Annotated in this window: 24 protein-coding genes; 8 read left to right on the top strand and 16 right to left on the bottom strand. The window is 75.4% G+C overall.

Features of this window, described 5'->3' with window-relative positions:
• Positions 1-49: 49 nt before the first annotated feature.
• From ACIP9D_RS02490 to ACIP9D_RS02510, 5 genes are all read right to left on the bottom strand, one after another.
• Positions 50-1,003 (bottom strand): lysylphosphatidylglycerol synthase transmembrane domain-containing protein, encoded by a 954-nt coding sequence (locus ACIP9D_RS02490; protein WP_350870186.1) that lies wholly within the window; start codon positions 1,001-1,003, stop codon positions 50-52.
• A 67-nt stretch (positions 1,004-1,070) separates the two neighbouring features.
• Entirely contained in the window at positions 1,071-1,889 is an 819-nt protein-coding gene (locus ACIP9D_RS02495; protein ID WP_350870188.1) for a class I SAM-dependent methyltransferase, read from the bottom strand.
• Entirely contained in the window at positions 1,886-2,950 is a 1,065-nt protein-coding gene (locus tag ACIP9D_RS02500; RefSeq protein ID WP_350870189.1) for a glycosyltransferase family 4 protein, read from the bottom strand. The genes ACIP9D_RS02495 and ACIP9D_RS02500 overlap by 4 nt, the downstream gene beginning before the upstream one ends.
• Before the next feature lie 83 nt (positions 2,951-3,033).
• A complete protein-coding gene (locus tag ACIP9D_RS02505) occupies positions 3,034-3,432 on the bottom strand; it encodes a 6-carboxytetrahydropterin synthase (RefSeq protein ID WP_350870191.1) in 399 nt (132 codons plus the stop codon).
• 3 nt (positions 3,433-3,435) lie between these two features.
• A complete protein-coding gene (locus ACIP9D_RS02510) occupies positions 3,436-4,416 on the bottom strand; it encodes a zinc-binding alcohol dehydrogenase (RefSeq protein WP_350870193.1) in 981 nt (326 codons plus the stop codon).
• A gap of 91 nt (positions 4,417-4,507) precedes the next feature.
• On the opposite strand from ACIP9D_RS02510, the gene ACIP9D_RS02515 reads away from it, so the two are divergent.
• From ACIP9D_RS02515 to ACIP9D_RS02530, 4 genes are all read left to right on the top strand, one after another.
• Entirely contained in the window at positions 4,508-5,350 is an 843-nt protein-coding gene (locus ACIP9D_RS02515; protein ID WP_400449191.1) for a CDP-alcohol phosphatidyltransferase family protein, read from the top strand.
• Positions 5,350-7,104 carry a sulfatase gene (locus ACIP9D_RS02520; RefSeq protein WP_350870194.1) on the top strand — a complete coding sequence of 585 codons (1,755 nt, stop codon included), beginning with the start codon at positions 5,350-5,352 and terminating at the stop codon, positions 7,102-7,104. The genes ACIP9D_RS02515 and ACIP9D_RS02520 overlap by 1 nt, the downstream gene beginning before the upstream one ends.
• A 118-nt stretch (positions 7,105-7,222) precedes the next feature.
• Positions 7,223-7,558 (top strand): YciI family protein, encoded by a 336-nt coding sequence (locus tag ACIP9D_RS02525; protein ID WP_357057601.1) that lies wholly within the window; start codon positions 7,223-7,225, stop codon positions 7,556-7,558.
• A gap of 4 nt (positions 7,559-7,562) precedes the next feature.
• A complete protein-coding gene (locus ACIP9D_RS02530; protein ID WP_350870198.1) occupies positions 7,563-8,783 on the top strand; it encodes a sigma-70 family RNA polymerase sigma factor in 1,221 nt (406 codons plus the stop codon).
• Here the strand turns inward: ACIP9D_RS02530 and ACIP9D_RS02535 are convergent.
• The 4 genes from ACIP9D_RS02535 to ACIP9D_RS02550 form a co-directional block, all read right to left on the bottom strand.
• On the bottom strand, positions 8,780-9,463 hold the full coding sequence (locus ACIP9D_RS02535) for a hypothetical protein (protein WP_350870200.1): 684 nt from the start codon (positions 9,461-9,463) through the stop codon (positions 8,780-8,782). The two genes, ACIP9D_RS02530 and ACIP9D_RS02535, sit on opposite strands and share 4 nt — an antisense overlap.
• Positions 9,460-10,287 (bottom strand): ATP-binding cassette domain-containing protein, encoded by an 828-nt coding sequence (locus tag ACIP9D_RS02540; protein WP_350870202.1) that lies wholly within the window; start codon positions 10,285-10,287, stop codon positions 9,460-9,462. Before ACIP9D_RS02540 ends, ACIP9D_RS02535 begins: the two co-directional genes overlap by 4 nt.
• A complete protein-coding gene (locus tag ACIP9D_RS02545; protein WP_350870203.1) occupies positions 10,284-10,622 on the bottom strand; it encodes a PadR family transcriptional regulator in 339 nt (112 codons plus the stop codon). Before ACIP9D_RS02545 ends, ACIP9D_RS02540 begins: the two co-directional genes overlap by 4 nt.
• Positions 10,623-10,707: 85 nt before the next feature.
• The gene (locus ACIP9D_RS02550) at positions 10,708-11,484 is read right to left on the bottom strand and encodes a DNA-formamidopyrimidine glycosylase family protein (RefSeq protein WP_350870205.1); all 777 of its coding nucleotides are present in this window, start codon (positions 11,482-11,484) and stop codon (positions 10,708-10,710) included.
• Between the two features lie 130 nt (positions 11,485-11,614).
• Between ACIP9D_RS02550 and ACIP9D_RS02555 the strand changes: the two genes are divergently transcribed.
• Entirely contained in the window at positions 11,615-11,881 is a 267-nt protein-coding gene (locus ACIP9D_RS02555) for a hypothetical protein (protein ID WP_350870206.1), read from the top strand.
• A 61-nt stretch (positions 11,882-11,942) separates the two neighbouring features.
• Here ACIP9D_RS02555 and ACIP9D_RS02560 read toward each other — a convergent pair whose 3' ends face one another.
• Genes ACIP9D_RS02560 through ACIP9D_RS02575 form a run of 4 tightly spaced genes read right to left on the bottom strand, consistent with a single transcriptional unit; the run spans position 11,943 to position 16,295 of the window.
• Positions 11,943-13,490, bottom strand: coding sequence for a long-chain fatty acid--CoA ligase (locus tag ACIP9D_RS02560; RefSeq protein ID WP_350870208.1), 1,548 nt, complete (start codon positions 13,488-13,490; stop codon positions 11,943-11,945).
• Entirely contained in the window at positions 13,487-13,951 is a 465-nt protein-coding gene (locus ACIP9D_RS02565; RefSeq protein WP_350870210.1) for a MaoC family dehydratase, read from the bottom strand. The genes ACIP9D_RS02560 and ACIP9D_RS02565 overlap by 4 nt, the downstream gene beginning before the upstream one ends.
• Entirely contained in the window at positions 13,948-15,120 is a 1,173-nt protein-coding gene (locus ACIP9D_RS02570) for an acyl-CoA dehydrogenase family protein (protein ID WP_350870212.1), read from the bottom strand. The genes ACIP9D_RS02565 and ACIP9D_RS02570 overlap by 4 nt, the downstream gene beginning before the upstream one ends.
• A 26-nt stretch (positions 15,121-15,146) precedes the next feature.
• Positions 15,147-16,295: an acyl-CoA dehydrogenase family protein gene (locus tag ACIP9D_RS02575; RefSeq protein WP_350870214.1), complete on the bottom strand. Its 1,149-nt coding sequence runs from the start codon at positions 16,293-16,295 to the stop codon at positions 15,147-15,149.
• A 141-nt stretch (positions 16,296-16,436) separates the two neighbouring features.
• Here ACIP9D_RS02575 and ACIP9D_RS02580 point away from each other — a divergent pair, with 141 nt between their 5' ends.
• The 3 genes from ACIP9D_RS02580 to ACIP9D_RS02590 are packed head-to-tail and all read left to right on the top strand — an operon-like array spanning position 16,437 to position 19,639.
• On the top strand, positions 16,437-17,102 hold the full coding sequence (locus tag ACIP9D_RS02580) for a TetR/AcrR family transcriptional regulator C-terminal domain-containing protein (protein WP_350870216.1): 666 nt from the start codon (positions 16,437-16,439) through the stop codon (positions 17,100-17,102).
• Between the two features lie 48 nt (positions 17,103-17,150).
• Positions 17,151-18,569, top strand: a complete 1,419-nt coding sequence (locus ACIP9D_RS02585; protein ID WP_350870217.1) for an aldehyde dehydrogenase family protein — start codon at positions 17,151-17,153, stop codon at positions 18,567-18,569.
• Entirely contained in the window at positions 18,566-19,639 is a 1,074-nt protein-coding gene (locus ACIP9D_RS02590) for an alcohol dehydrogenase catalytic domain-containing protein (RefSeq protein WP_350870219.1), read from the top strand. The genes ACIP9D_RS02585 and ACIP9D_RS02590 overlap by 4 nt, the downstream gene beginning before the upstream one ends.
• Positions 19,640-19,712: 73 nt before the next feature.
• Here the strand turns inward: ACIP9D_RS02590 and ACIP9D_RS02595 are convergent, their stop codons facing one another.
• The 3 genes from ACIP9D_RS02595 to ACIP9D_RS02605 all read right to left on the bottom strand — a co-directional run bounded on the left by ACIP9D_RS02595 (position 19,713) and on the right by ACIP9D_RS02605 (position 24,014).
• A complete protein-coding gene (locus tag ACIP9D_RS02595; RefSeq protein WP_350870221.1) occupies positions 19,713-22,466 on the bottom strand; it encodes an AAA family ATPase in 2,754 nt (917 codons plus the stop codon).
• Positions 22,467-22,516: 50 nt separating this feature from the next.
• Positions 22,517-23,125 (bottom strand): TetR/AcrR family transcriptional regulator, encoded by a 609-nt coding sequence (locus ACIP9D_RS02600; RefSeq protein ID WP_350870223.1) that lies wholly within the window; start codon positions 23,123-23,125, stop codon positions 22,517-22,519.
• Positions 23,126-23,243: 118 nt separating this feature from the next.
• The gene (locus ACIP9D_RS02605; RefSeq protein ID WP_350870225.1) at positions 23,244-24,014 is read right to left on the bottom strand and encodes an SDR family oxidoreductase; all 771 of its coding nucleotides are present in this window, start codon (positions 24,012-24,014) and stop codon (positions 23,244-23,246) included.
• Positions 24,015-24,067: the final 53 nt, after the last annotated feature.

Raw genomic sequence — 24,067 nt, forward strand, 5'->3', positions numbered from 1 at the left:
CGGCGCGGCCCGGATCGGCCGCGCTTACCGCTCACCACTGTGTCAACACTCAACCACGCAAGGCTCCTTCCCGCGCGTCGGCGCGAGCCGGACCCGCCGGCCGGGTGGCGCCGCGCCTGCGGGCGAGCAGTACGGCCGCGCCGGGCAGGCTGGCTACCAGCACCAGCGCCCCGTACACCGTGGCGGTGGCGACCCCCTCGGCGGCGGTCAGGCCGGCGGCGCCGAACGCCCACGCGGCCACCCCCTCGCGCGGGCCGAAGCCGGCGACGTTCAGTGGCAGCCCCATCGCCAGCAGCGCGAGCAGGGTCAACGGCAGCAGCCGGGACAGCGGCGCGGTCGAGCCGGCGGTACGCGCGGCGACCAGGAAGGTGGCCAGGTGGCCGGCCACCATCACCGCGGAGGCGAGCAGCACCCCGAACCAGGTGCGGCGGGCGAGCAGTCCCGCCCGCACGTCGGTGACCGCGGTGCGCAGCGTCCGCGCCCAGCGCGACCCGCCGGCGCGGGGCAACGCCCGGGCCAGCAGCACCGCGCCGAGCCCGCCCGCCACCACCAGGGCCGCCGCGGCCGGCAGGTACGGCCGCACCGGCGACGGAAAGGCGACGAGCAGGACCAGCGCGAGGCCCACCTGGACGACCTGGCCGGCGGTCCGCTCCCAAACCACCGCCCGCACGCCCCGGCCGACGTCACCGGCGTCGCGGCCGTGCCGCACCGCGCGGTGCACGTCGCCGAGCACCCCGCCGGGAAGCGTCGCGTTGAGGAACACCGCGCGGTAGCAGTGCGCTACCGCGGTGCCCAGCGGCAGCCGCACCCCGAGCCCGCCGGCGACCAGGGTCCACCGCCAGGCGCCACAGACCGTGGTGAGCACCCCGATCGCCAGCGCCGCGGCGAGCGCCCCGCCGTCGATCAGCGCCAGCCCGGCGAGGAAGGGCCCGCCGCCCACCTGCCACAGCAACGCGCCGAGCAGCCCGATCCCGCCGAGCGCCCGCGCCCAGGCCCAGAACATCCGCGCCGGCCCTCCCGTCGAAAGATCGTTCCCTCTCCGGTAGGCACGTGCCCGACGCCCAAAGGGTTCATCCGCCGGCGAGCAGGTCCAGGTGTTCGACCACCACCCCGAGCCGGCCGGCCGCCGCGTCCGCCAGCCGACGACGGGCGTACCCGGCCGCCGGGGCGGCCAGCTCCGGCCGCTGCTCGCAGGCCGCGGCCAGCCAGCCGCGGAACCACTCGGCCGCCAGCTCGCCCTGCGCGGCACCCAACCGCCACGGGCTGGCCCAGGTCTGCACGGGGACCCCGTGCCGGGCGAACGCCGCCACGGTGGCGTCGACCGCGTCCGGGCCGAGCAGGCGCCGGCCGTCGACGGTACGGCGCTGGTGCTCGTTGAACGCCGCCTCGACCTGCGCGTCCAGCGGATGGGCCGGGGTGAGCCGCACCCGGCCGGTAACCGAGATCATCAGCAGCGTCGGTGCGTCGGCCGCGGCGCAGGCGGCCACCACCCGCTCGACCTCCTCGGCGGTGAACATGTCGAGCAGCGCGGACGCGGTGACCAGAGCTGCGCCGGCGAAATCCGCGGCGGTCAGCCGCGTGAGGTCGGTGCACCGGGTCGCCACGCTGACCGGGGCTCCGTCGGCCGAGGTGACCGTTCCGGCCGTGGCATGGGCGAGCAGCTCCGGATCCCGGTCGTAGAGGATCCAGTGCTGCGGCCCGGGCAGGCGCGGGGCGAGCCAGCGCAGCATCGACCCGGTGCCGCTGCCCAGGTCGTGCAGCACGATCGGGCCGGCGGCCGGCAACCGGCGACGGACCACCTCGACCAGTCCGTCGGCGCGCGCCGCCGCGTCGGCGGCCTCCCGCAGTCGCAGCCACGCCGCGAACGACAGCAGTACGTCGGTACTCATGCCGCACCCACCCCGCTCAGCACCGACGCCAGTCGCGTCGCCGTGACCTGCCAGCCCGCGAGGGTGTCCCGGCGGGCCCGGGCCGCGCGGGCGAGCCGGCGGCGCAGCGTGGCGTCGTCCAGCCACCGGCGCAGCGCGGCGGCCAGCGCCGGCGGGTCGTCCGGGGGCACCAGCAACCCCGGCAGCTCGCCGTCCGGCGCCCGGCCCAACGCCTCCGGCAGCCCGCCCGCCGCCGTGCCGAGCACCGGAATTCCCCGGGCCAGCGCCTCGGTGACCACCATGCCGTACGTCTCGGCGCGCGAGGGGAGCACCAGCAGGTCGGCGGCGGCGTACGCGGCGTCCAGCGCGGCCCCGGTGCACGGTCCGGCCAGACGGACGCGGTCGGCGAGCCCGGAGCGGCCCAGGCCGGCCCGCAGGTCGGCTACGAAACCGGGATCGCGGGTGAGCGCGCCGACGCAGACACAGCTCCAGGGCAGCTCCGCGACCAGCGCCAGCGCGTCGGCCAGCACGTCGTGCCCCTTGGTCGGGGTCACCGCCGCCACGCAGAGCAGCGACGTGCCGGTGCCGGTGCCGGTCGCCACGGGTGCCGGGTCCACCCCGGGCGCGGCGACGTGCACCCGCTGCGCGGGCAGCGGATACCGGTCGAGCAGCCGCCGGCGGGTCCAGTCACTGGTGACGACCACCGCGCTCGCCGCGGTCAACGTCCGCTGCTCGGCGTCGTCACCGAGCGGCATGTGCACCAGGACGACCAACCGCAGCCGGGCGGCCTGCGGGGTCAGCACCTCCGGTGCCGGCGAGGCGACCAGCCCGTCGAGCAGGACCGCCGCGCCGTCCGGCAGCGCCGCGAGCACCCCGGCTAGCGCGGCCCGGGCGGTCGCGTCCGGCTGCGGCCAGTCACCGGGTACGGCGTGCTCGTGCACCCGCCAGCCCTGCTCGGCCAGCCCCCGGCAGACCCGCCGGTCGTACTGGTTGCCGCCGCTCGGCGTGGCCGGGTCGTCGATGTCGTTCGGCAGCACCACGTGCACCTCGCGGACGCCGACCGACCCGGCCTCAAACCTCACCGCGGGGCTCGCAAGCTCACTCCTCGCGCTCACAGTGCGGCCTTCGTTCGCGACTGCGGGGCTCGCAAGCTCACTCCTCGCGCTCACAGAGATCGCTCGTAGCTGGCCCACGCCACATGCGACTCGTGCAGGGTGACGGTGATGCCGGCCAGGCCGCGCGCGCCCTCGCCGAGCTGACCGGCGTGCACCCGCTCGGCGAGCCGGTCGGCGACCGTCCGGGCCAGCACCTCGGTGGTGGTGTTGGTTCCCGCGAAGGCCGGCTCGTCGTCGAGGTTGCGGTACGTCAGCTCACCGAGGACGGCCTTGAGCTGCTCGGTGGCCAGGCCGATGTCGACCACGATGCCGTCCGCGTCCAGGTCGGCGCGGCGGAACGTGGCGTCCACCACGAACGTCGCGCCGTGCAGCCGCTGCGCGGGCCCGAAGACCTCGCCGCGGAAGCTGTGGGCGATCATCATGTGGTCACGGACGGTCACACTGAACACGGATCACTCCCCGTCGTAGGTGATGAGGTGGCAGAGCGCGGGCAGTTCACCCGACGTCAGGCGGCCGAGCACGTCCGGCAGCTCCGCGAAGCGGGACGCGCCGGTGATCAGGGCATCGAATGCGGGATCGTCGAGCAGGTCCAGGGCGAGCGCCAGCCGGTCGGTGAAGCTCCGACTCCCCCGCCGGGCCGGCGCGACCGTGCCGACCTGGCTGCCACGGATGCTCAACCGTCCGCTGTGGAACACTCCGCCCAGCGACAACTCGACCGGGCGGTCGCCGTACCAGCTCAGCTCGACCACGGTGCCCTCCGGACGCAGCAGCTCCAGCGAGCGTTGCAGGCCGGCCGCGCTGGCGCTGGCGTGCACCACCAGGTCGCGTCCGGTGGCCGCGTCGGCCGGCGACGCGAAGTCGACGCCGAGCGCGCCGGCGATCCCGGCCCGGCTCGGGTCGGTGTCGACGAGCTCGACGCGCACACCGGGAAAGCGGGCGAGCAGGGCCGCGACGCAGCAGCCCACCATGCCGGCGCCGACCACGCTCACCCGGTCGCCCAGCAGGGGCGCGGCGTCCCAGAGGGCGTTCACCGCGGTCTCGACCGTGCCGGCCAGCACGGCCCGGGCCGGCGGCACCCCGTCCGGCACCGGTACGACCGCCTCGGCGGGGACCACGTACCCGGTCTGGTGCGGGTAGAGGCAGAAGACGGTACGGCCCAGCAGGTCGGCCGGGCCCTGCTCGACCGTTCCGACGTTGAGGTAGCCGTACTTCACCGGGGCCGGGAAGTCGCCCTCCTGAAAGGGCGCGCGCATCACGGCGTACTGGTCGGCGGGCACCCGGCCGGCGAAGACCAGCGTCTCGGTGCCCCGGCTGACCCCGGAGTAGCAGGTCCGCACCAGCACCTCGTCCGGCCCGGGTGCCGGCAGCGTGACCGGCCGGATCTCCCCCTGTCTAGGCGTCCGAAGCCAGAAGGCGTGCGCCTCACGGGTCACCGGCTGCTCCTCACCTCGGGCCTGACCGAACCGAACGGCCCTGTCATCCGTGTTCCCTGTCAGGGTCGTCGATCATAAACACGGAGGCACGGTGCCCACAGTTCGAACTGGTCCGCTGATCGGGCTGGCCGCCCAGATCGTCCTGCTCGGCGCGCTGGCCGCCACGGTCGGGCTGACCGGCCCGGGTTGGCTGGTCGGCGCGGGCTACGGCCTGGTCACCTGTGTCGCGCTCAGCCGAGGGCTGGGACGCGCGGGCGCGGTACGCCTCGGACCGGCGGACCGTGTGACGCTGACCCGGGCCGTCCTGGCCGGCGGGGTGACCGCGCTCGTCGTGGACGCGGCGATCGGCCGTCCCACGCCGGTCGGGCTGCTGGCCACCCTCACCGCGGTCGCGCTGCTGCTGGACGCGGTCGACGGTCGGGTCGCCCGCCGGACCGGCACCGCCAGCGCACTGGGCGCCCGGTTCGACATGGAGGCCGACGCCTTCCTCCTGCTGGTGCTCAGCGTGCACGTCGCGCCGGACGCCGGCGGTTGGGTGCTCGCCATCGGCGGGATGCGGTACGCCTTCGTCGTCGCCGGCTGGGCGCTGCCGTGGCTGCGCGCGACGCTGCCCGCCCGGCAGTGGCGCAAGGTGGCCGCGGCGGCGCAGGGGATCGTCCTGGCGGTCGCGCTGGCCGGCGTGCTGCCGCACCGGTGGGCCACGCTGCTGGTGGCCGGTGGTTTGGCGCTGCTCGTCGAGTCGTTCGCGCGCGACGTGTTCTGGTTGTGGCGGCACCGTCCCCTGCGACCCCGCCCCCGCCCGACCGGGCACGTCGCCGGGGTGGTTCCGGTCCAGCTGGTGGCGGAGCGGGTGCGCGTGCTGCCGGGCGGGGCGACGGCCCGACCGCCGGCGCTGGCCGTCGGCGCCGCCCGCGCCGACGAGTGGGGACGTTGATGGGCGCCGAGGCAGAGCGGTCCACCGACACCGGCGAGCGCACGGAGGACCGGCCGGTCGGCGACGCGGCGGCGTCGCGTACCCCGATCGCCGGTGGCGGGTGGCGGGTGACGCGGTCGGTCGCGGCCGGGCTGCTCACCATGCTGGCCGGCCTGTTGGTCTTCGCCGCCCTGGTCGGCCCGGACCGGATGGACCGGTTGACGCCCGGCGCCTTCCTGCGTATCCCGCTGGAGGGGTTGCTGGGCCTCGCCCTGCTGCTGGCGCTGCCCGGGCGCGGCCGGCGGGTGGCGGTCGCGCTGGCCGGCCCGCTGCTCGGCCTGCTGGCGGTGCTGAAGCTCGCCGACCTGGGCTTCGACTCCGCGCTGGCCCGGCCGTTCGACCTGGTCCTGGACTGGGCGCTGCTGGACGACGCGTTCGGCTTCGTCACCGACTCGGTGGGCCGGGCCGGCGCGGTCGGCGCGGCGGCCGGCGCGCTGCTGCTCGCCGCCGGCCTGCTGCTGGTCATGACGCTCGCGGTACGCCGGCTGACCCGGCTGGTGGTCCGGCACGACCGGGCCGCGACCCGGGCGGTTGCCGCGCTGACCGTCGCCTGGGTGGCCTGCGCCGCGTTCGGGGTACGGGTCGCGCCGGGCCTGCCGGTCGCGGACACCGGCGCGAGCGCCCTGGTCGGCGCGCACGTCGCCCAGGTGCAGGCCCGGTTGCGGGACCGCACCACGTTCACCGCCGAGATCGCCACCGACCCGTTCCGGGACACCCCGGGCGACCAGCTGCTGACCGCGCTGCGCGGCAAGGACGTGCTCCTCGCGTTCGTGGAGAGCTACGGGCGGGACGCGGTCGAGGACCCGGAGTTCGCCCCGGAGATCGGCGCGCTGCTCGACGCCGGCAACCGCCGGCTACGCGCCGACGGGTACGCCGCCCGCAGCGGCTTCCTCACCTCCCCCACGGCCGGCGGTGGGAGCTGGCTGGCCCACGACACGCTGCTCTCCGGGCTGTGGATCGACAACGAGCAGCGCCACCGCAGCCTGCTGGCCAGCGACCGGCTCACCCTCAACGGCGCGTTCCGGCGGGCCGACTGGCGCACGGTCGGGGTGATGCCGGCCGCCACCCAGCCCTGGCCGGAGGGGACCTTCTTCGGCTACGACGGCTACTACGACGCCGAGCGGCTCGGCTACCGCGGGCCGAAGTTCAGCTACGCCCCGATGCCGGACCAGTACACCCTGGCCACCTTCCAGCGCACCGAGCGCGCCCGCGCCGACCGGCCGCCGCTGATGGCGGAGATCCCGCTGATCTCCAGCCATTCGCCGTGGACGGCGGTGCCCCGGCTGGTCGGCTGGGACGAGGTGGGCGACGGCTCGGTCTTCGCCCACGCGGCCGCCAGCACCGAGGGGCCGGGAGACACCGTCCGCCGCTCGACGGCCGAGGTACGCGCCGGCTACCGGCTGTCGATCGGGTACTCGCTGGAGACCCTGATCTCCTACGTCGAGACGTACGGCGACGACGACCTGGTGCTGGTCTTCCTCGGTGACCACCAGCCGGCCCCGGTGGTCACCGGCCCGAATGCCAGCCGGGACGTGCCGATCACCATCGTCGCCCGGGATCCGGCGGTCTTCGACCGGATCGCCGGATGGGGCTGGCAGGACGGCCTGCGGCCCGGCCCGGACGCGCCGGTCTGGCCCATGGACGCGTTCCGCGACCGGTTCCTCACCGCGTTCGGCCCGACGGTGAACCCGGCCGCCGCCCGACCGACCCGGTGAGCCGCCGCTGGGCCGGGAGCCGCGCCGAGGCCGCCGGTAGATTTTCTCTCCGGGTCGCTGTCCGGAACGGGGCAGCCCGATCGTCACCCTGGTGGAGTCACACACCGAGGAGTACGACATGAAGTACATGATGTTCGTCTGCACCGACACCGAGCCGGACGCCGACCCGAGCGCGGCGCCGGACATCCACCAGTGGGTGGCCGAGCGCGACGCCCGGGGCCAGCGCCTGCAGGGCGACGCGCTCGCCCCGCCGGCCGCGGCCACCACGGTCCGGGTCCGGGCCGGTGAGCTGCTGGTCAGCGACGGCCCGTTCGCCGAGACCAAGGAGGTGATCGTGGGCTTCGACCTGCTGGAGTGCGCCGACCTCGACGAGGCGATCGAGGTGGCCCGCAGCCACCCGATGGCCTACGCGGGCCGGATCGAGCTGCGGCCCTTCATGGACCTGGACGCCTGATCCGGTGACGGAGGCGTCCAGGGCGGTGGCCGCCGCGGGTCGGGAGTCGTTTCCGCGGATCGTGGCGGCGCTGATCCGGGTGACCGGCGACTGGACGCTCGCCGAGGACTGCGCCCAGGAGGCGCTGACGCTCGCCCTGGAGCGCTGGCCCCGCGACGGCGTACCCGGCAATCCGGGCGGCTGGCTGATGACGGTCGCCCGGAACCGGGCCGTCGACGTGCTGCGCCGGGCCGACACCGAGCGGCGCAAGCTGCGCGAGTTGGCGCTGCTCACCGAGCAGGAGGTGGCGCCGCCGAGGGCCGGGGAGGAGGACGTGGTGGACGACCGGTTGCGGCTCATCTTCACCTGCTGCCATCCGGCCCTGGCGATGGAGGCCCGGGTGGCGCTCACCCTGCGGACCGTCTGCGGGGTGGCCACCGTCGACATCGCGCGCGCCCTGCTGGTCAGCGAGTCGACGATGACCCGGCGGCTGACCCGGGCCAAGGCGAAGATCGCCCAGGCCGGCATCCCCTACCGGGTGCCGAGCGGCCCGGCGCTGGCGGAGCGGCTGCCCGGCGTGCTGGCCGTGCTCTACCTGCTCTTCACCCGGGGCTACGACGCCGACGGTGAGCCGGCGTTCGCGGACGAGGCGATCCGCCTGGCCCGGCTGGTCGACAGACTGCTGCCCGGTCAGCCGGAGGTCGCCGGGCTGCTCGCGCTCTTCCTGTTCCAGCACTCCCGCCGGTCGGCCCGGCGCGACGCCGCGGGCAACCTGCTCACGCTCGACCGGCAGGACCGGTCCCGGTGGGATCACGCCGCCGTCGCCGAGGGGCTCGACGTGCTGCGCCGGGCCGGCGAGGACGGCCCGTACGCGCTCCAGGCGCGGATCGCCGCCTGTCACGCCACCGCCCGCAGCAGCGCCGAGACCGACTGGCCGGCCATCGCCGGCTGGTACGACCGCCTGGCGCGACGCTCCGCCTCGCCGGTGGTGGAGTTGAACCGGGCCGTGGCGCACGGCTTCGCGTACGGGCCGGCGAGCGGGTTGGCCCTGCTCGCCGGGGCGCGCGCCGGCGGCACGCTGGACGGCTACCCGCCGGCGCTCGCCGCCGAGGCCGAGCTGACCGCCCGCCAGGGCGACCGGGCTCGCGCCGTGCGGCTGTTCCGGGCCGCCGCGGCGATGAGCGACGCGCCGGCCGAACGTCGAGCGCTCACCGACCGGGCCGACGAGCTGGCCCTCGACCGCTAGGCGAACCGCAGGTGGCGGCGCTGACGCAGCCGTACGGCGCCGGCCACGGCGACCAGGACGGTGAGCGTGACCGCGACCGCCACCCCCTGGGTCAGGCCACGGCTCAGGTAGCCGCCGTCGGTGTGGTCGATGGCGTACGTGCCGATCTCCCGGCTGAACCAGAAGGGCAACGCCCGGGTGATGTTGTTCGCCGGGTTCATCACCATCTGCAGGCCGACCACGGTCAGCAGCACCAGCGTCCCCTCCAGCTCGCGGGGCAGCACCGCGCTCAGCAGCAGCCCGAACGGGGCGGCCACCGCCACGGTCAGCGCCATGATGAGGGCGATGGCGCCGTACCGGACGTCGTGCTGGTCGACGAGGATGAGCACGAAGTACGGCGCGGAGAGCAGCACACCCACCGTCCAGAGGGCGAGCAGCCGCCCGAGCACCAGGTGCAGGCTGCCGTAGCCGGACAGCCGCAGCCGGGGCTCCATCCCGCGCGCCGCGCTGCCGGCGAAGAGCGCCGCGGTGCTCAGCGCCCAGCCCAGCCCCAGGCAGACGAAGCGGATCGACTGGCCGAGGTAGTCGCCGCGGCGGCTGAGGTAGAAGGCGAGCGGCAACAGCAGCAGGATCAGCAGCACCGAACGCCGGCGCAGCAGTTCCCGCAGCGCGGACTCGGCCACCACGAGGATCTTGGTCATGCGCGGCGCTCCCCGGGGGTGGTCAGGTCGAGCACGATGTCGACGCGGTCGAGCTGGTTGAGCAGGTGGGTGACGACGACGATGGCCTTGCCGGCGTCGCGCCACCGCCACACCTCGTGCCAGAAGTCGAGATAGGTGCCCCGGTCGAAGCCCTGGTAGGGCTCGTCGAGCAGCAGCACGTCGGGTTCGCCCAGCCCGGCCAGCACCAGGTTCAGCTTCTGCCGGGTGCCGCCGGAGAGGTGTCGCGTCTGCGTGCCGGCCGGCGGGGCCCAGTCCAGCGCGGCGGCCCCGGCGCGGCCGGACCGCCGGGCCGCGCCCCGGTCCAGCCCGCGGCCCGCCCCGACGAGCACGAAGTGCTCGTCCGGGTCGAGGAACTCGGCGGTGCCGCCGTCCTGCGGGCAGTAGCCGAGGGTGCCGTGCACCCGCACGGTGCCGGCGTCCGGGCTGAGCATGCCGGCGCAGATCCGCAGGAAGGTGCTCTTGCCCGCCCCGTTGGCGCCGACCACCGCGGCGATCTCCCCCGCGCGGACGGTCAGGTCGACCCGGTCGAGGACGGTTCGCCCGCGGTAGCGCTTGGTGACGCCCTGCGCGGCGAGCCGCACCGGGCCCGGCTGTCGGCGGGGCGGGCGCAGGTCGGGCCCGCCGAGGCTGTCGGCGACCGCCCGGGCGTACGCCTCCGGTGGCCCGAAGACCCGTAGCGGCGGCTCCCCGCTCTCCCGCAGGTGGGTGGCGGCCTCGGCGACGACGTGGCCGGTCAGGTCGGGCCCCACCCCGTGCCGGCGCAGCTCGCCGGTGAGGGCGGCGAGCCAGGCGTGGTGGTTCACCGCATCTGCTCCTCGCTCAGTATCGCGCCCACGCTCGCCGCGAAGGCGGTCCAGTCGGTGCCGGCCGTGCGCAGCGCCTCGCTGCCGGCCGGGCTGATCCGGTAGTACTTGCGGGCCGGGCCGGTCTCCCCTTCGCGCCAGTGCGCGCTGACCAGTCCGGAGCGCTGCAGGCGCAGCAGCACCGGGTAGAGGGTGCCGCCCTGCACGGCGCCGAGCCCGTGGGCGCGCAGCGCCTGGGACAGCTGGTAGCCGTAGGACTCCCCCCGGCTGAGCAGCGCGAGAACGCAGAGGTCGAGCACCCCGCGCAACCACTGCGCCCGCCGTTCCTGGTCCATCCCGGCCCTACCGGGACCGGGTGGTGCGGGCCGCTCGAAAGATCACGTGGGGACGATAGCGCCGCCACCTAGGTAGCGCAACAAGCTAGTCGGCCCTCCCACCGTGCGTCACCGCTGCGGCGGGCTGGTCGACGGGACAGGCGTAGGCGGTGCGGGCGGCCAGTTGCCAGCGGCGGACCGGGGCACCGCAGCGGCGGCACTCGTCGCGCTTGTACACCCAGCGCTCGTCGGGGGCGGTCGGGTCACTGACCACCTGTCCGGCGTCGCGGCCCAGCGCCAGGTAGCGAACCGCGAGCTCCCAGAGCCGCCGCGCCGGCGCCGGCCCGATCCCGCGCGCGTCCGGGTCGAGGCCGGCGAGGAAGAGCAGCTCGGCACGCCAGGCGTTGCCGATGCCCGCCCAGGTCGCCTGGTCGAGCACCGCCGCGCCGATCGCACCACCGGTCGCGGACATCCGCCGCACCGCCTCGGTCGGATCGGCATCGGCCCGCAACGGATCCGGGCCCAGGGAGGCCCGCAACGCGCGCTCACCGTCGACCGGAAGCGGCTCGCACCGGCTCGGCGCGATCAGGTCGTACGCGACGCGCTCGCCGACGAGCCGCAGGCGCACTCCCCCGCGGGGTGGCACGGCGGGGTCGTCGTGGCGCAGGAAGAGCCCGCGCATGCCGAGGTGCACGTGCAGGGCCGGGCTGTCGTCGAAGTGGTAGAGCAGATGCTTGCCGTACGCCTCGACGGCCCGCAGCGTCCGCCCGGCGTACGGGCGCGGGTCGAATCGGCCCTGCGGGCTTGACAGCGCCGGAACGCTGCCGGCCAGCGCGGAGTGCTGCTCTCGCGCGTACCGGTGGATCAGGTGGCCCTCGGGCATGCCCGGCGGGTACCCGGCGCCATTGCGGGAAAACACCCGGTTTACCCGCCGGTGCCCGGGTTTCCGGCCCGCCATCGGGGAACTAAGGGGTGCGACCAGTGCCGTGGCCCGCCCGCCGAGAGGATGCGAGATGACCGTCAACCCGGATGATCCGCTGCGCGAACCACCGGAGGCCGACGCGATCGAGCAGCGTCAGCCCGTGGTGGACGATGCGGAGCAGGACGTCACCGCGACCAGCACCCCGGTGGAGGCCAGCGAGGCGGACGTGGCCGAGCAGAGCGCTTCGCCGGCCGGCGAAACGGACTCGCTCACGCTGCTGCCGGAGGACGCCAACCCGGCCGACGCCCTCGAACAGCGAGAGTCGATCATCCCGGCCGACGAGGACCACCGGCCCTGACGGCGAAGCGCCCCGGCACCCAGCCCCACCGGCGTCCCGCACCCCTCGCCGTGCGCCGCGGTCACTCGATCGGCGAGGTGGAGAGGGTGCGGCGCAGCTCCCGCTTGAGCACCTTGTGGCTCGGGCCGATCGGCAGCGCGTCGACGTAGCGGACCTGACGCGGGTACTTGTGTCGGCCCAGGTGCTCGCGCGCCCAGTCGATCAGCTCCTGCTCGCTCGGCGCGGGCCCGGCCGGGTCGGGCACCACTACCGCGCACACCTCCTCGCCGTGCCGCGGGTCGGGCACGCCGATCACCGCCACCTGGCCGACCGCCGGGTGCCGGGCGAGGGCCTCCTCGACCTCCCGTGGATAGACGTTGAAGCCCCCGCGAATGATCAGGTCCTTCTTCCGGTCGACGATGCTGATGAACCCGTCGGCGTCCTTGCGGCCCAGGTCGCCGCTGCGGAACCAGCCGTCGACCACGGCCTCGGCGGTGGCCTCCGGCCGGCCGTGGTAGCCGGCGAACACGTTGTGCCCGCGGATGACGATCTCGCCGAGCTCCCCGGCCGGCAGCAACTCGACCCGCTCGTCCAGGTCGGCGCGGGCGATCTCCACCTCGACGCCCCAGACCGGATGCCCGATGGTGCCCGCCCGGGTGCCGAAGTGCGGCTGGTTGGTGGTCGCCGTGGGCGAGGTCTCGGAGAGCCCGTACCCCTCGAAGACGGTGGTGTCGAAGGCGGCGTGGAAGCGTTCCAGGACGGCGACCGGCAGCGACGCCCCGCCGGAGACGCAGAGCCGCAGTCGGGGCAGGGCGGTGCGCCCCCGGGCGGCTTCGAGCAGCGCCACGTACATGGTCGGCACGCCGTGGAAGACGTCCACCCGCTCGCGCAGCATCAGGTCGATCGCCTCCGGGCCGGTGAACCGGCTCAGCAGCACCAGGGTCGCGCCGATCCGGAAGGTGCCGTTCATCGCCACCGTCTGGCCGAAGCTGTGGAACAGCGGCAGACAGCCGAGCACCACGTCGGTCTCCCGGGCGTCGTTGGCGTCGAAGACGTTGACGGTGGCGTTCATGACCAGGTTGAGGTGGGTGAGCAGGGCGCCCTTGGGCACCCCGGTGGTGCCGCTGGTGTAGAGCACCACCGCGGTGTCCTCGGCGGCCCGGGTGACGTACGACGGCAGCGGCGCCAGCGGTTCGCTCACGTCCTCCAGTCGACGGGCCGCGACGCCGGTCGCGGCGGGGCCGACCGTGACCAGCGCGACGCCGGCGGACTCCGCGGCCGCCGCGCCCAGGGCGAGCTGGGAGGTGTGGCAGACCAGCAGCTTCGCGCCGCTGTCGCGCAGCACGTGCCCGGCCTCGTCCGGGGTGAGCAGCAGGTGCACCGGGACCAGCACCGCGCCGGCGGCGAGGGCGCCGTAGTAGACCCGGGGGAAGTCGACCACGTTCGGGGCGAGCAGGGCGACCGGGTCGCCGGGTCCGACGCCCAGCTCCCGCAGCCCGGCGGCGTAGCTGCGGGCCTCCAGCCACAGCTCGGCGTAGGTCACCCGGATCTCCCCGTCCACCACGGCGACGGTGTCGGCGTGCCGGCGCGCCGACTCGGCCAGCACCATGGCCAGCGACAGGGCGGTCATCGGGCGGCGCCCCGGTAGAGGCGGCTGACCGTCTCGGCGACGCAGGCCGGCTTGCCGCCCGCGTCGCTCTCCACGGTGACCGCGGTGACCACCTGCACCCCACCGTCCACCGAGGACACCTCGGCGATGGTCGCGCTGGCCCGCACCGCGCTGCCGACCCGCACCGGGGCCGGGAAGCGCACCCGGTTCAGGCCGTAGTTGACCCCCATCCCCACCCCCTCGACCCGGTAGAGCCGACCGACCAGCGCCGGCAGCAGGGACAGGGTCAGGTAGCCGTGGGCGATGGTGCCGCCGAACGGGCCGGCCGCGGCACGGCGCGGGTCGACGTGGATCCACTGGTGGTCGTCGGTGGCGTCGGCGAAGAGGTCGACCCGGCTCTGGTCGACGGTCTGCCAGGGCCCGGGGCCGACGGTCTCGCCGACCGCCGCGGCCAGCTCGTCGATGGAGGCGAAGGTCCTCATGCCAGGTGCCCGCCCAGCCGGGTGTAGCCGCGCAGCAGGTCACGGGAGATGATCAGCCGCTGCATCTCGTCGGTGCCCTCGAAGATCCGGTAGAGGCGGACCTGGCGGTACCACCGCTCGATGGGCAGCTCGCGGGTGTAGCCCATGCCGCCGTGGATCTGCATCACCCGGTCCACCACCCGGTTGACCATGCCGGCGGCGTAGAGCTTGCACATCGAGGAGGCGTGCCGCGGGTCCATGCCCTGGTCGACCGTCCAGGCGGCCCGCAGCACCAGCCACCGGGCCGCCTCCAGCTCGGTCTCCGAGTCGGCGATCATCCACTGGATCGCCTGGTTCTCGCCGATCGGCCGGCCGAACGTCTCCCGGGTGTTGGCCTGGTCGATCGCCATTCGCAGCGCCCGCTCGGCGATGCCGATCGCGTGCGAGGGGATGATGTAGCGCCCCTTGCCGATCCACTCCATGCCGAGGGTGAAGCCCTGACCGATCTCGCCGAGGATGTTGCGCTCGGGCACCCGGACGTCGTCGAAGACGAGCGACGCGGGGCCGCCCTCCCCCATGGTCTGGATGAACTCCGACCGCCAGCCCATCGCCCGGTCCACCAGGAACGCGGTGGCGCCACCACGGCGGGCGCCCTTCTCCGGGTCGGTGACCGCGATGACGATGGCGAAGTCGGCCTCGTGGCCGCCGGTGATGAAGGTCTTCTCGCCGTTGAGCACCCAGTCGCCGCCGTCCCGGCGGGCGCTGAGCTTGATGTTGGCCGCGTCCGACCCGGCGCCCGGTTCGGTGATCGCGAAGCAGCTGAGCCGCTCCCCCTCGATGGTCGGCAGCAGGTACTCGCGCTGCTGCTCCTCGTTGGCCCGGAACAGGATGTTGTCGGCCTCGCCGCCGAACCGGAACGGCACGAACGAGCGGCCGATCTCGGTCCAGATCAGGGACTGGGTGACCGCGGGCAGGTCCATGCCGCCGTACTCCTCGGCGGTTGCCAGTCCCCAGAAGCCGAACTTGCGCGCCTTCAGTTGCAGCTCACGCAGTTCACTGCGGTCCAGCCCGGGCTGGTGCGCCCGCTCCCGCCGCAGCAGCTCCTGCTCCAGCGGCATCACCTCCCGGGCGATGAAGTCGCGGGCCGTGTCGCGGATGGCCCGCTGCTCGTCGGATAGCGCGAAGTCCATGGTTCCTCCGGGTGGTGGGGATGCTGCTAGAAGGCGTTGACGCCGGTGAGCGCGCGTCCGATGAGGAGCTGCTGGATCTGGCTGGTGCCCTCGTAGAGGGTGGTGACGCGGGCGTCGCGCAGGTATTTGCCGACCGGGTACTCGTCGATGTAGCCGTAGCCGCCGAAGACCTGCACCGCGTTGTTGGCCGCCCGCACGGCCGCCTCGCTGGCGAAGAGCTTGGCCATCGACGCCTCGGTGGCGAACGGCTGGCTCCGGTCGATCAGGTCAGCCACCTGCCACACCAGCAGCCGGGCGGCGGCGGTGTCCACCGCGATGCCGGCGAGCAGCTGCTGCACCAGCTGGTGGCCGGCGATGGGCCCACCGAACTGGGTGCGCTGCCCGGCGTAGGCGACGGCGGCGTCCAGGCAGCCCTGGGCGATGCCCACGCAGCCGGCGGCGACGGACATGCGTCCCTTGGCGAGGGTGCCGAGCGCCAGCCGGAAGCCGGCGCCCTCGTCGCCGAGGCGGGCCGCGTCGGGCACCCGTACGCCGTCGAACCGCAGTTCGGCGGTGGCCTGGGCGCGCAGGCCGAGCTTGCCGTGGATCTCCCGCCGGGTCAGCCCGGCGCTGCCGGTCGGCACCAGGAAGGCGGTGATCCCGCGGTGACCGGGGCCGCCGGTGCGGGCGAAGACCAGCGCCACGTCGGCGGTCGTGCCGTTGGTGATGAAGGTCTTCGTCCCGGTGAGCAGCCAGTCGTCGCCGTCGCGTTCGGCGCGGGTGCGCAGCGCGGCGGCGTCCGAGCCACTGTCCGGCTCGGTGAGCGCGAAGCAGCCGAGAGCGGCACCGGAGCAGAGCCGGGGCAGCCACTCGGCCCGCTGCGCCGCGGACCCGTGGCCGGCGATCGCCTTGGCGACCAGGCCGAGCGAGACCGAGACGATGCCACGGATGGCGGAATCCCCGCGGCCCAGCTCCTCCAGGACCAGGCAGTAGGCGAGGTGGTCGCCGCCGGAGCCGCCGTCGGCCTCGGGAATGGTCAGGCCGAGAAAGCCCAGCTCGCCGAGCGCGCCGACGACGGCCGGGTCGACCGCCTCGCGCCGATCCCACTCCGCCGCATGCGGCCGCACCTCGCGGTCGACGAACTCGGCGGCGAGCCGGCGGACCGCGGCCTGCTCGGCGGAGAGCTGCAGATCCATGACCCTTAAACTAGCGGTGCAAGTTTAAGTCCGTCCAGACCCGGCTGTGGCAGAGTTTCCCGCGGACCCGGAGACCTCCGGCGAGCCAGCACTTCCGCGGAGCGGCACACCTCCGGCGGAGCACGAGCAGAGGAGGACGCGATGCCCCGGCCGCGACAGGCGCTGCTCAGCCGGCAGCGGATCGTCGAGGCCGCCGCGGCGCTGATCGACGCCGAGGGACTGGAGGGCTTCTCCACCCGCCGGCTCGCCGCCGAGCTCGGGGTGCGCGGGCCGTCGCTGTACAACCACTTCGCCACCAAGGACGACATCCTCGACGCCGTCGCGGACAGCATCACCGGGCAGGTCGACGTGTCCTTCTTCGGCCAGGTCGACTGGCGGGAGGCGCTGCGCCGGTGGGGGCACTCCTACCGGGCGGCGCTCGCGGCGCACCCGAACATCGTGCCGTACCTGGCCCGCGGCCCCGGACGGCGGCCGGCCGCGCTGGCCATGGCGGACGCGGTCTACGGCGGGTTGGTCGACGCCGGTTGGCCGCCCGCCCGGGCCACCCACATCGGAGCGCTGATGCGCTACTTCGTGGCCGGGTCGGCGCTGGGCTCGTTCGCACGCGGCTTCGTCGAGGATCCCGGGCTCTACGCCGAGCAGTACCCGCACCTGACCCACGCGCACCGACTCGCCGAGCACCAGCAGCAGGTCGACGAGGGGGCGTTCGTGCTCGGCCTCGACGCGCTCATCGACGGGCTGTCCCGCACCTACGAACAGCACGTCGGCCCGTTGCCGCCCCTCCCGCCGTCCGCCGGGGCGTACTAGGGTCCAAACTTGCACTGCTAGTTTCGGGCGACCTACGTGAGGGGCGCGATGGATCTCGCACGGACCAATCTCTACCTCGACGGCCACTGGGTCACCGCGCCGGACGAGGCGACCCTGCCGGTGGAGAATCCGGCGACCGAGGAGGTCGTCGCGACCGTACCGGCCGGCACGGCGGCCGACGTCGACCGCGCCGTGGCCGCCGCCCGGGCCGCCTTCGACGGCTGGGCCGCGACCGCGCCGTCCGAGCGGGCCGCGCACCTGGACCGGCTGCACGCCGCCCTCTCCGCCCGCGCCGACGACATCGGCCGCACCATCGCCCTGGAGCTGGGCACCCCCCTGAAGCTGGCCACCCGGGTCCAGGCCGGTCTGCCGCTCACCGTGCTGCACAGCTACGTGGAGCTGGCCGCCCACCCGCCGGCGGACGAGACGGTGGGCAACTCGACGGTGGTCCGCGAGCCGGTCGGCGTGGTCGGCGCGATCACCCCGTGGAACTATCCGCTGCACCAGGTGGTGGCGAAGCTGGCCCCCGCGCTCGCCGCCGGCTGCACGGTGGTGCTCAAGCCGAGCGAGCTGACCCCGCTGGTGTCGTACCTGCTCTTCGACGCGATCCACGAGGCCGGCTTCCCGCCGGGCGTGGTCAATCTGGTCACCGGCACCGGCCCGGTGGTCGGCGAGGCCATCGCCGGGCACCCGGACGTCGACATGGTCTCCTTCACCGGCTCCACCGCGACCGGCCGCCGGATCGCCCACCTGGCGGCGGAGCGGATCGCCCGGGTCGCACTGGAGCTCGGCGGCAAGTCGGCGAACGTCATCCTCGACGACGCCGACCTGGTCACCGCGGTCAAGGTCGGGGTGGGCAACGCCTTCCTCAACTCCGGGCAGACCTGCACGGCGTGGACCCGGATGCTGGTACACCGGTCCCGTTACGACGAGGCGCTGGCGCTGGCCGCCAAGGCCACCGAGGGGTACCGGCTCGGTGATCCGTTCGACCCGGCCACCCGGCTGGGTCCGCTCGTCTCCGCCGCCCAGCGGGAGCGGGTCCAGGGCCACGTGACCCGCGGGCTGGCCGACGGCGGCCGGCTGGTCGCCGGCGGCCCGGACGCCCCGGTCCCCGACCGGGGATTCTTCGTCGCGCCCACCGTGATCGCCGACGTCGACCCGGCAAGCGCGCTGGCCCAGGAGGAGGTCTTCGGCCCGGTGCTGGCGGTGATCCCCGTCGACGACGACGAACACGCCGTCGCGGTCGCCAACAACTCGCGGTACGGGCTGGCCGGCGCGGTCTGGTCCGGCGACGAGGAACGCGCGGTGCGGGTGGCCCGGCGGATGCGCACCGGTGCGGTGGACATCAACGGCGCGCCCTTCAACCCGTTCGCCCCGTTCGGCGGCTACAAGCAGTCCGGCATCGGCCGCGAGCTGGGCCGGCACGGGCTGGACGAGTTCCTCCAGACCAAGGCCATCCAGCGATGAGGGCGCTGGTCGTCCGCGAGGTCGGGGGGCCGCTGCGGGTGGAGGAGATCGAGCTGCCCGCGCCCGGGCCGGGTGAGGTGCGGGTCGGCATCCGGGCCGCCGGGGTCTGCCACTCCGATCTGTCCATGGTGAACGGCACGCTCGCGCCGTCGTATCCGCTGGCGCTCGGCCACGAGGCGGCCGGTGTGGTCACCGAGGTCGGCGCGGACGTCTCCCGGGTGACGGCCGGCGCGCATGTGGTGCTGAACTGGGCGCCTCCCTGCCGGAACTGCTGGTACTGCGGGCACGGCGAGCCGTGGCTGTGCGCGGGTCTCGGGTCGCCCGCCACGCCCCGAGGCCGGACGGCTGCCGGCGAGCAGCTGCACGTCACGCTCGGCCTCGGCGCCCTCGCCGAGGAGGTGGTGGTGCCCGAGAACGCGGTGATCCCGGTCCCCGCCGCGCTGCCGTTCGAGGCGGCGGCGCTGCTCGGCTGCGCCGTGCTCACCGGGGTCGGCGCGGTCCGCCGCACTGCGGCGGTGGCGCCCGGCGAGTCGGTCGCCGTGATCGGGCTCGGCGGGGTGGGGCTGTCGGTGGTCGGTGCCGCCCGGGCGGCCGGCGCGGACCCGGTGCTGGCCGTCGACGTCTCGCCGGCCAAGGCCGGCCTGGCGATCGCGGCCGGTGCCACCGACTTCCTGCTCGCCGACGACAAGCTCAGCCGCGCGGTGCGGGAGCGGACCGACGGCCGGGGCGTGGATCACGCGTTCGAGTGCGTGGGGCGGGGCAGCACGATCCGCACCGCCTGGCGGTCCGTCCGGCGGGGCGGGCAGGTGACGGTGGTGGGCATGGGGGCCAAGGACGACCTCGTCCCGCTCAGCGCGCTGGAGATCTTCCACTCGGCCCGGACGCTGCGCTCCTCCGTCTACGGCTCGTCCGACCCGGATCGGGACCTGCCCGAGCTGGCCCGGGCGGTGCTCGACGGCACCCTCGACCTCGCCCCGCTGATCACCGACCGCACCACCCTGGACGGTGCCGCCGAGGCGTTCGACCGGATGGCCCGGGGCGAGGGCGCGCGTACCCTCGTGCTGCCCTGAGCGGGCGCGGCCGAGGCAGCCCGACGGCCCGTACGTCGGTGCGCGATCTCCAGGAACGAGCGGGCCGCGCGGGCTAGCCGAGGGCCCGGGCGAGTTCGGTCCGGGACCGGATGCCGAGCCGGTGGAAGATGTTGCGCAGGTGGTGGTCGACCGTCCGCGTCGAGAGGAACATCCGGGCGGCGATCTCCCGGTTGGTGGCGCCCTCGGCGACCAGTTGGGCGATCCGCAGCTGCTGGCCGGTCAGCAGCCGGGCGGCGGCCGGGTCGGGGGCGCCGACGGACTCGCCGGCGGCCCGCAACTCGGCGGTGGCCTGTTCGGCCCACGCGTCCGCGCCGAGCACGGTGAACGCGGCCCAGGCGTCGTGCAGGTGCGACCGGGCGTCGCGGGGGCGACGGGCACGGCGCAGTTCCCGGCCGAAGAGCAGCGCGGTACGGGCCCGCTCGAAGGCGCCCGCGTCCGCCGGGTGCAGCCGCAGCGCGGCGTGGAAGTGTTCCTCGGCCTGCCCGCTGCCCTTGCGGGCCAGCAGGGCGTGACACCGGGCCGACAGCGCCCGCCGGGACGGGCTCGCCGTGCTGCTCGCCCAGCGGTCGAAGACGGCCAGCGCGGCGTTCGCCGCGGGCCGGTGCGCCGGGTCGGCAGCGGCGGCCTCCACCAGGTGCGGAGTGGCCATCACCTGGACGAGCACCTGCCCGTGGCCGGTGCCGGGGCGGGCCAGCCCGGTCAGTCGCGCCGCGGCGGCGGCGTGCCGGCCCTCGGTCAGGTCGAGTACCGCGACGGCCCACTGGGCCAGTGCCCGGGGGCGGCTGTGCGGCCCGGGTGCCTCGCCGATCTCCCGGAGCCGGCGCAGGCACGTCTGCCGATCGGCGCGGACGGCGGCGAGCACGGCGAGCATGCCCAGGTGGACGCCGGCCGTGGCGATCTGCCCGGTCGCGCGGGACAGCCGCAGACCCTCCCGGGAGGTCTCGGCCGCCGCCTCGTGGCGGCCCAGCCAGTACTCGGCGACGGCCCGCAGCTCCAGGGCCCGGGGCAGCGCGGACAGCTCACCCCGGCTCCGGGCCAGCTCGACGGCGTGGTCGGCGAGCCGGTGCGCCGGGCCGTCCACCGCCACCAGGAGCCCGGCCGCCGCGGCCCAGGTCAGCGCGGCCGGGGTGACTGCCGGCCCGGAGAGCTGGCCGCCGAGCACGACGGCCCGGCGCAGCGCGGGGCCACCGTGTTCGTGGTCGCCGCGTAGCGTCGCGCCCACCCCGTTCAGGTAGGCGCTGGTCAGCTCGGTGACCGGCGGGTCGCCCGGGCGGAGCAGCGCGCGGGAGCGGCGGGCGAGATCGGCGTAGCGGTACTGCTGGCCGGAGTAGGAGGCGAGCTCGCCGGCCCGTGCCAGCGCGACGAGGGCCAGCGTCCGGTCGGTGTCGGCCAGCGTCTCCGCCGCGACCAGCAGCGCGGGTGCCGCGGCCGGGACCGGGCCGCACCGCAGCGCCATCTCGCCGCGCAGCAGCTCGGCCCGGCCGGCGACGGACGGCGACAGCGGGCCGACGCCGAGGCCCGCCAGGAGCAGCCGGGCCCGCTGCGGGGATCCGGCCTGCCAGGCGTGGCGGGCGGCGGCGACCCGACGCTCGGCGGCGCGGGCCGGCTCGTCGGTGAGTTCGGCGGCCCGTTCGAGGGCGCCGGACGCGTCGGCCGGGTCGCTTCCGTCGGCGAGCGCGGCGGCTTCCAGCTCGGTGGCGAGCGCCGGGTCGGGACCGGTCGCGGCGGCGGCGTGGTGCAGGGCCCGGCGCAGCCGGTCCGCGGGGTCGTCCAGCACACCGGCCAGCAGCAGGTGTGCCGCCCGTCGCTCGGCGAGCGGGGCGGTGGCCGCGACCACGACCCGTACGACCGGCTGCGGGAAGGTGATCCGGTGCGCCTCGACCCGCACCAGGCCGGCCACCTCGGCCGGCGCGAGCGCGGCGATCGCCGCCCCGCCGGCGCGGGCGGCCCGCAGCAGGGTGTCGGGGTCTGCGTCGGGGTCCAGCGCGGCGAGCAGCAGCACCCGGCGGGTGTCGCCGGGTAGTTGGTCCAGCCGGGCCCGGTAGGCGCGGCCCAGCGCGCCGTCGGCCGGTGGCGCGGCGGGCGGCGGCGCGTCACCCCGGCACTGGTCGTGGCTGAGCGTGCCGGCGAGGTCGACCAGGGCCTGCGGGTTTCCCCCGGCCGCGGTCGCGAGCGCCGAGGCCACCGCAGGGGCGGGCGGTTCCGGCAGCCGGTCGGCGAGCAGGGCCGCGCTGTCCCGCTCGTCCAGCGGGGGAAGCCGGTGGGTGGGCAGCCCGCCGGGCGACGCGGTCGCCGCGGTGAGCAGGACGGCGACCGGCAGCCGACGCAGCCGCCGGGCGACGAAGGCGAGTGTCTCGGCGGTCGGCGGGTCGCCCCGATCGACGTCGTCCATCGTGCACAGCACCGGACGGTCCCGGGCGACGGTGGCGAGCAGCCGCAGCACCGCCAGGCAGAGGGCCAGCCGGCGCTCGGTCGGGCAGCCGCCGCCGGCCAGCGTCCGGCGCAGCAGGCGCGCCTGCGGGCGGGGCAGCGCCCCGACCCGGTCGAGCACCGGGTCGAGGAGGCGTTGCAGCCCGGCGTACGGCACGGCCGCCTCCTCCGCGAGCCCCGCTGCGGCGAGCACGGCGCAGCCCTCGGCGTGCCGGTGGGCGTAGCCGACCAGCGCGCTCCGGCCGGAGCCCGGCTCGCCGTGGAGCACCAGGGCGCCGCCGCCGTCGGCCACGCCGTCGAGCAGCCGGCGGATCGCCCGGCACTCCTCGTCGCGGCCCCGTAGCACGGTTATTTGCACTCTTGATGCAGTAACCATGCATTCAGTGTTACCTATAGGTAACCGGTTGGAAAGAGGCGTCCGTGGGGTCAGTCGCCGGCGGCGGCCAGCAGCGCGCCGACCGTGCGGGCCATCACCGCGCGGGCCTGGTCCACCCCCAGCCCGAGGCCGTCGCGCAGCATCGACCAGGCCGGCCACATGCTCGCCGCCACGATCGCGTCGACCGACTGCTTGCGGCCCGGCCCGGACGGCGGCAGCTCGGCGGCGAAGAGCCGCTCGACCTCGTCGCGCACCCGCCCGATGTGCTTGAGCCGGTTGCGGTGCAGCTGGTCGGAGACCGGCTCACGCATCTGCGCGGCCCGTGCCGACGGCGCGATCAGCTGGAGCAGCCGGGCCCGCTGCCGGCAGTACGCGTCGACCCGCCTGGCCAGCGGCAGCGCCGGCGAGATCGGCCGGTAGGCAGCGTCCTGCTGGCGGAGCACCTCGGCCCCGCTGGCCTCGAAGAGCGTCTCCATGTCCTTGAAGTTCGTCCAGAGCGTGCGCAGCGAGATGCCGGCCCGCTCGGCGATCCGCTCGCCCGTCGGCCGGAGGTCCCCCTCGGAGATCAGGGCGAGGTGCGCCTCGACGATCGCCGCCCGGGTGCGTTCGGCGCGGGCGGTCCGTCCGTCGACCCGTACCGGCGCCTCGGCCCTGCCCATTCGCCTCTGCCCCCTCACCACCGCCGCGGCCCACCCGGCAGCACCGGCGAGTCTAGACGCGCGGCGATCAGCGCCACCGGAGCACCGGGCGAGGGCCCGACCGTCTGCCGGCGCGGGGTCATCCGGCAGCCCGGCCGGTGAGCGTCGCGCCGCCGTCGCAGACGATGGTCTGCCCGGTGATCCAGGCCGCGTCGGGCGAGGCCAGGAAGGCGACCGCGGCGGCCACGTCCGGCGGCACCCCGAGGCGCCCGAGCGGGTACGCCGCCGCGACCTCCTCCTCCCGACCCTCGTAGAGGGCCGCCGCGAAGCGGGTCTTCACCACCCCGGGCGCGACCGCGTTGACCCGGACCGTCGGACCGAGTTCGACAGCCAGGCAGGCGGTGAGATGGTTGAGGGCGGCCTTGCTCACCCCGTAGAAGGCGATGCCGGTCGACGGGGCGAGCCCGGCGACCGACGAGACGTTGACCACGCAACCGCCCCGCTCGGTCAGGCCCGCGGCGCAGACCTCCTGCACCCAACCGAGCGCGCCGACCAGGTTGACGTCGAGGATCTTGCGGGCCGCGGCCAGGTCGAGCGTCGCGAGCGGCCCGTACGCCGGGTTGATGCCGGCGTTGTTGACCAGGATGTCGATCGGCCCGAAGGCCTCGGCCACCCGGCGCACCGCCTCGGCCCGGTGCTCGGCGTCGTCGGCGCGGCCCGGCACCGCCACGGCGTGCGCCGGGCCGCCGAGCGCGGCGACCGCCTCGGTGAGCGTCTCCGGTCGCCGGGCGGTGAGGCCGACCCGCGCGCCCTCGGCCACCAGCCGCCGGGCGATGGCGAGCCCGATCCCACGGCTGGCGCCGGTGACGAGGGCGACCCGGCCGGACAGCCGAGCTGAATCTGCATTCACAGTGCAGATAGTAGGAGGCCGATCGACCGGGGTCAACGACCGACCGGCGCGAT

It is taken from the genome of Micromonospora sp. NPDC093243 (assembly GCF_044753725.1).
Classification (GTDB): Bacteria; Actinomycetota; Actinomycetes; order Mycobacteriales; family Micromonosporaceae; genus Micromonospora.

Excerpts from the sequence above, each read along its gene's own strand:
- ACIP9D_RS02490 (WP_350870186.1), bottom strand. The coding sequence starts at position 1,003 with ATGTTCTGGGCCTGGGCGCGGGCGCTCGGCGGGATCGGGCTGCTCGGC.
- ACIP9D_RS02495 (WP_350870188.1), bottom strand. The coding sequence starts at position 1,889 with ATGAGTACCGACGTACTGCTGTCGTTCGCGGCGTGGCTGCGACTGCGG.
- ACIP9D_RS02520 (WP_350870194.1), top strand. The coding sequence starts at position 5,350 with ATGGGCGCCGAGGCAGAGCGGTCCACCGACACCGGCGAGCGCACGGAG.
- ACIP9D_RS02525 (WP_357057601.1), top strand. The coding sequence starts at position 7,223 with ATGAAGTACATGATGTTCGTCTGCACCGACACCGAGCCGGACGCCGAC.
- ACIP9D_RS02535 (WP_350870200.1), bottom strand. The coding sequence starts at position 9,463 with ATGACCAAGATCCTCGTGGTGGCCGAGTCCGCGCTGCGGGAACTGCTG.
- ACIP9D_RS02545 (WP_350870203.1), bottom strand. The coding sequence starts at position 10,622 with ATGGACCAGGAACGGCGGGCGCAGTGGTTGCGCGGGGTGCTCGACCTC.
- ACIP9D_RS02550 (WP_350870205.1), bottom strand. The coding sequence starts at position 11,484 with ATGCCCGAGGGCCACCTGATCCACCGGTACGCGCGAGAGCAGCACTCC.
- ACIP9D_RS02555 (WP_350870206.1), top strand. The coding sequence starts at position 11,615 with ATGACCGTCAACCCGGATGATCCGCTGCGCGAACCACCGGAGGCCGAC.
- ACIP9D_RS02560 (WP_350870208.1), bottom strand. The coding sequence starts at position 13,490 with ATGACCGCCCTGTCGCTGGCCATGGTGCTGGCCGAGTCGGCGCGCCGG.
- ACIP9D_RS02565 (WP_350870210.1), bottom strand. The coding sequence starts at position 13,951 with ATGAGGACCTTCGCCTCCATCGACGAGCTGGCCGCGGCGGTCGGCGAG.
- ACIP9D_RS02570 (WP_350870212.1), bottom strand. The coding sequence starts at position 15,120 with ATGGACTTCGCGCTATCCGACGAGCAGCGGGCCATCCGCGACACGGCC.
- ACIP9D_RS02575 (WP_350870214.1), bottom strand. The coding sequence starts at position 16,295 with ATGGATCTGCAGCTCTCCGCCGAGCAGGCCGCGGTCCGCCGGCTCGCC.
- ACIP9D_RS02580 (WP_350870216.1), top strand. The coding sequence starts at position 16,437 with ATGCCCCGGCCGCGACAGGCGCTGCTCAGCCGGCAGCGGATCGTCGAG.
- ACIP9D_RS02585 (WP_350870217.1), top strand. The coding sequence starts at position 17,151 with ATGGATCTCGCACGGACCAATCTCTACCTCGACGGCCACTGGGTCACC.
- ACIP9D_RS02590 (WP_350870219.1), top strand. The coding sequence starts at position 18,566 with ATGAGGGCGCTGGTCGTCCGCGAGGTCGGGGGGCCGCTGCGGGTGGAG.
- ACIP9D_RS02595 (WP_350870221.1), bottom strand. The coding sequence starts at position 22,466 with ATGGTTACTGCATCAAGAGTGCAAATAACCGTGCTACGGGGCCGCGAC.
- ACIP9D_RS02600 (WP_350870223.1), bottom strand. The coding sequence starts at position 23,125 with ATGGGCAGGGCCGAGGCGCCGGTACGGGTCGACGGACGGACCGCCCGC.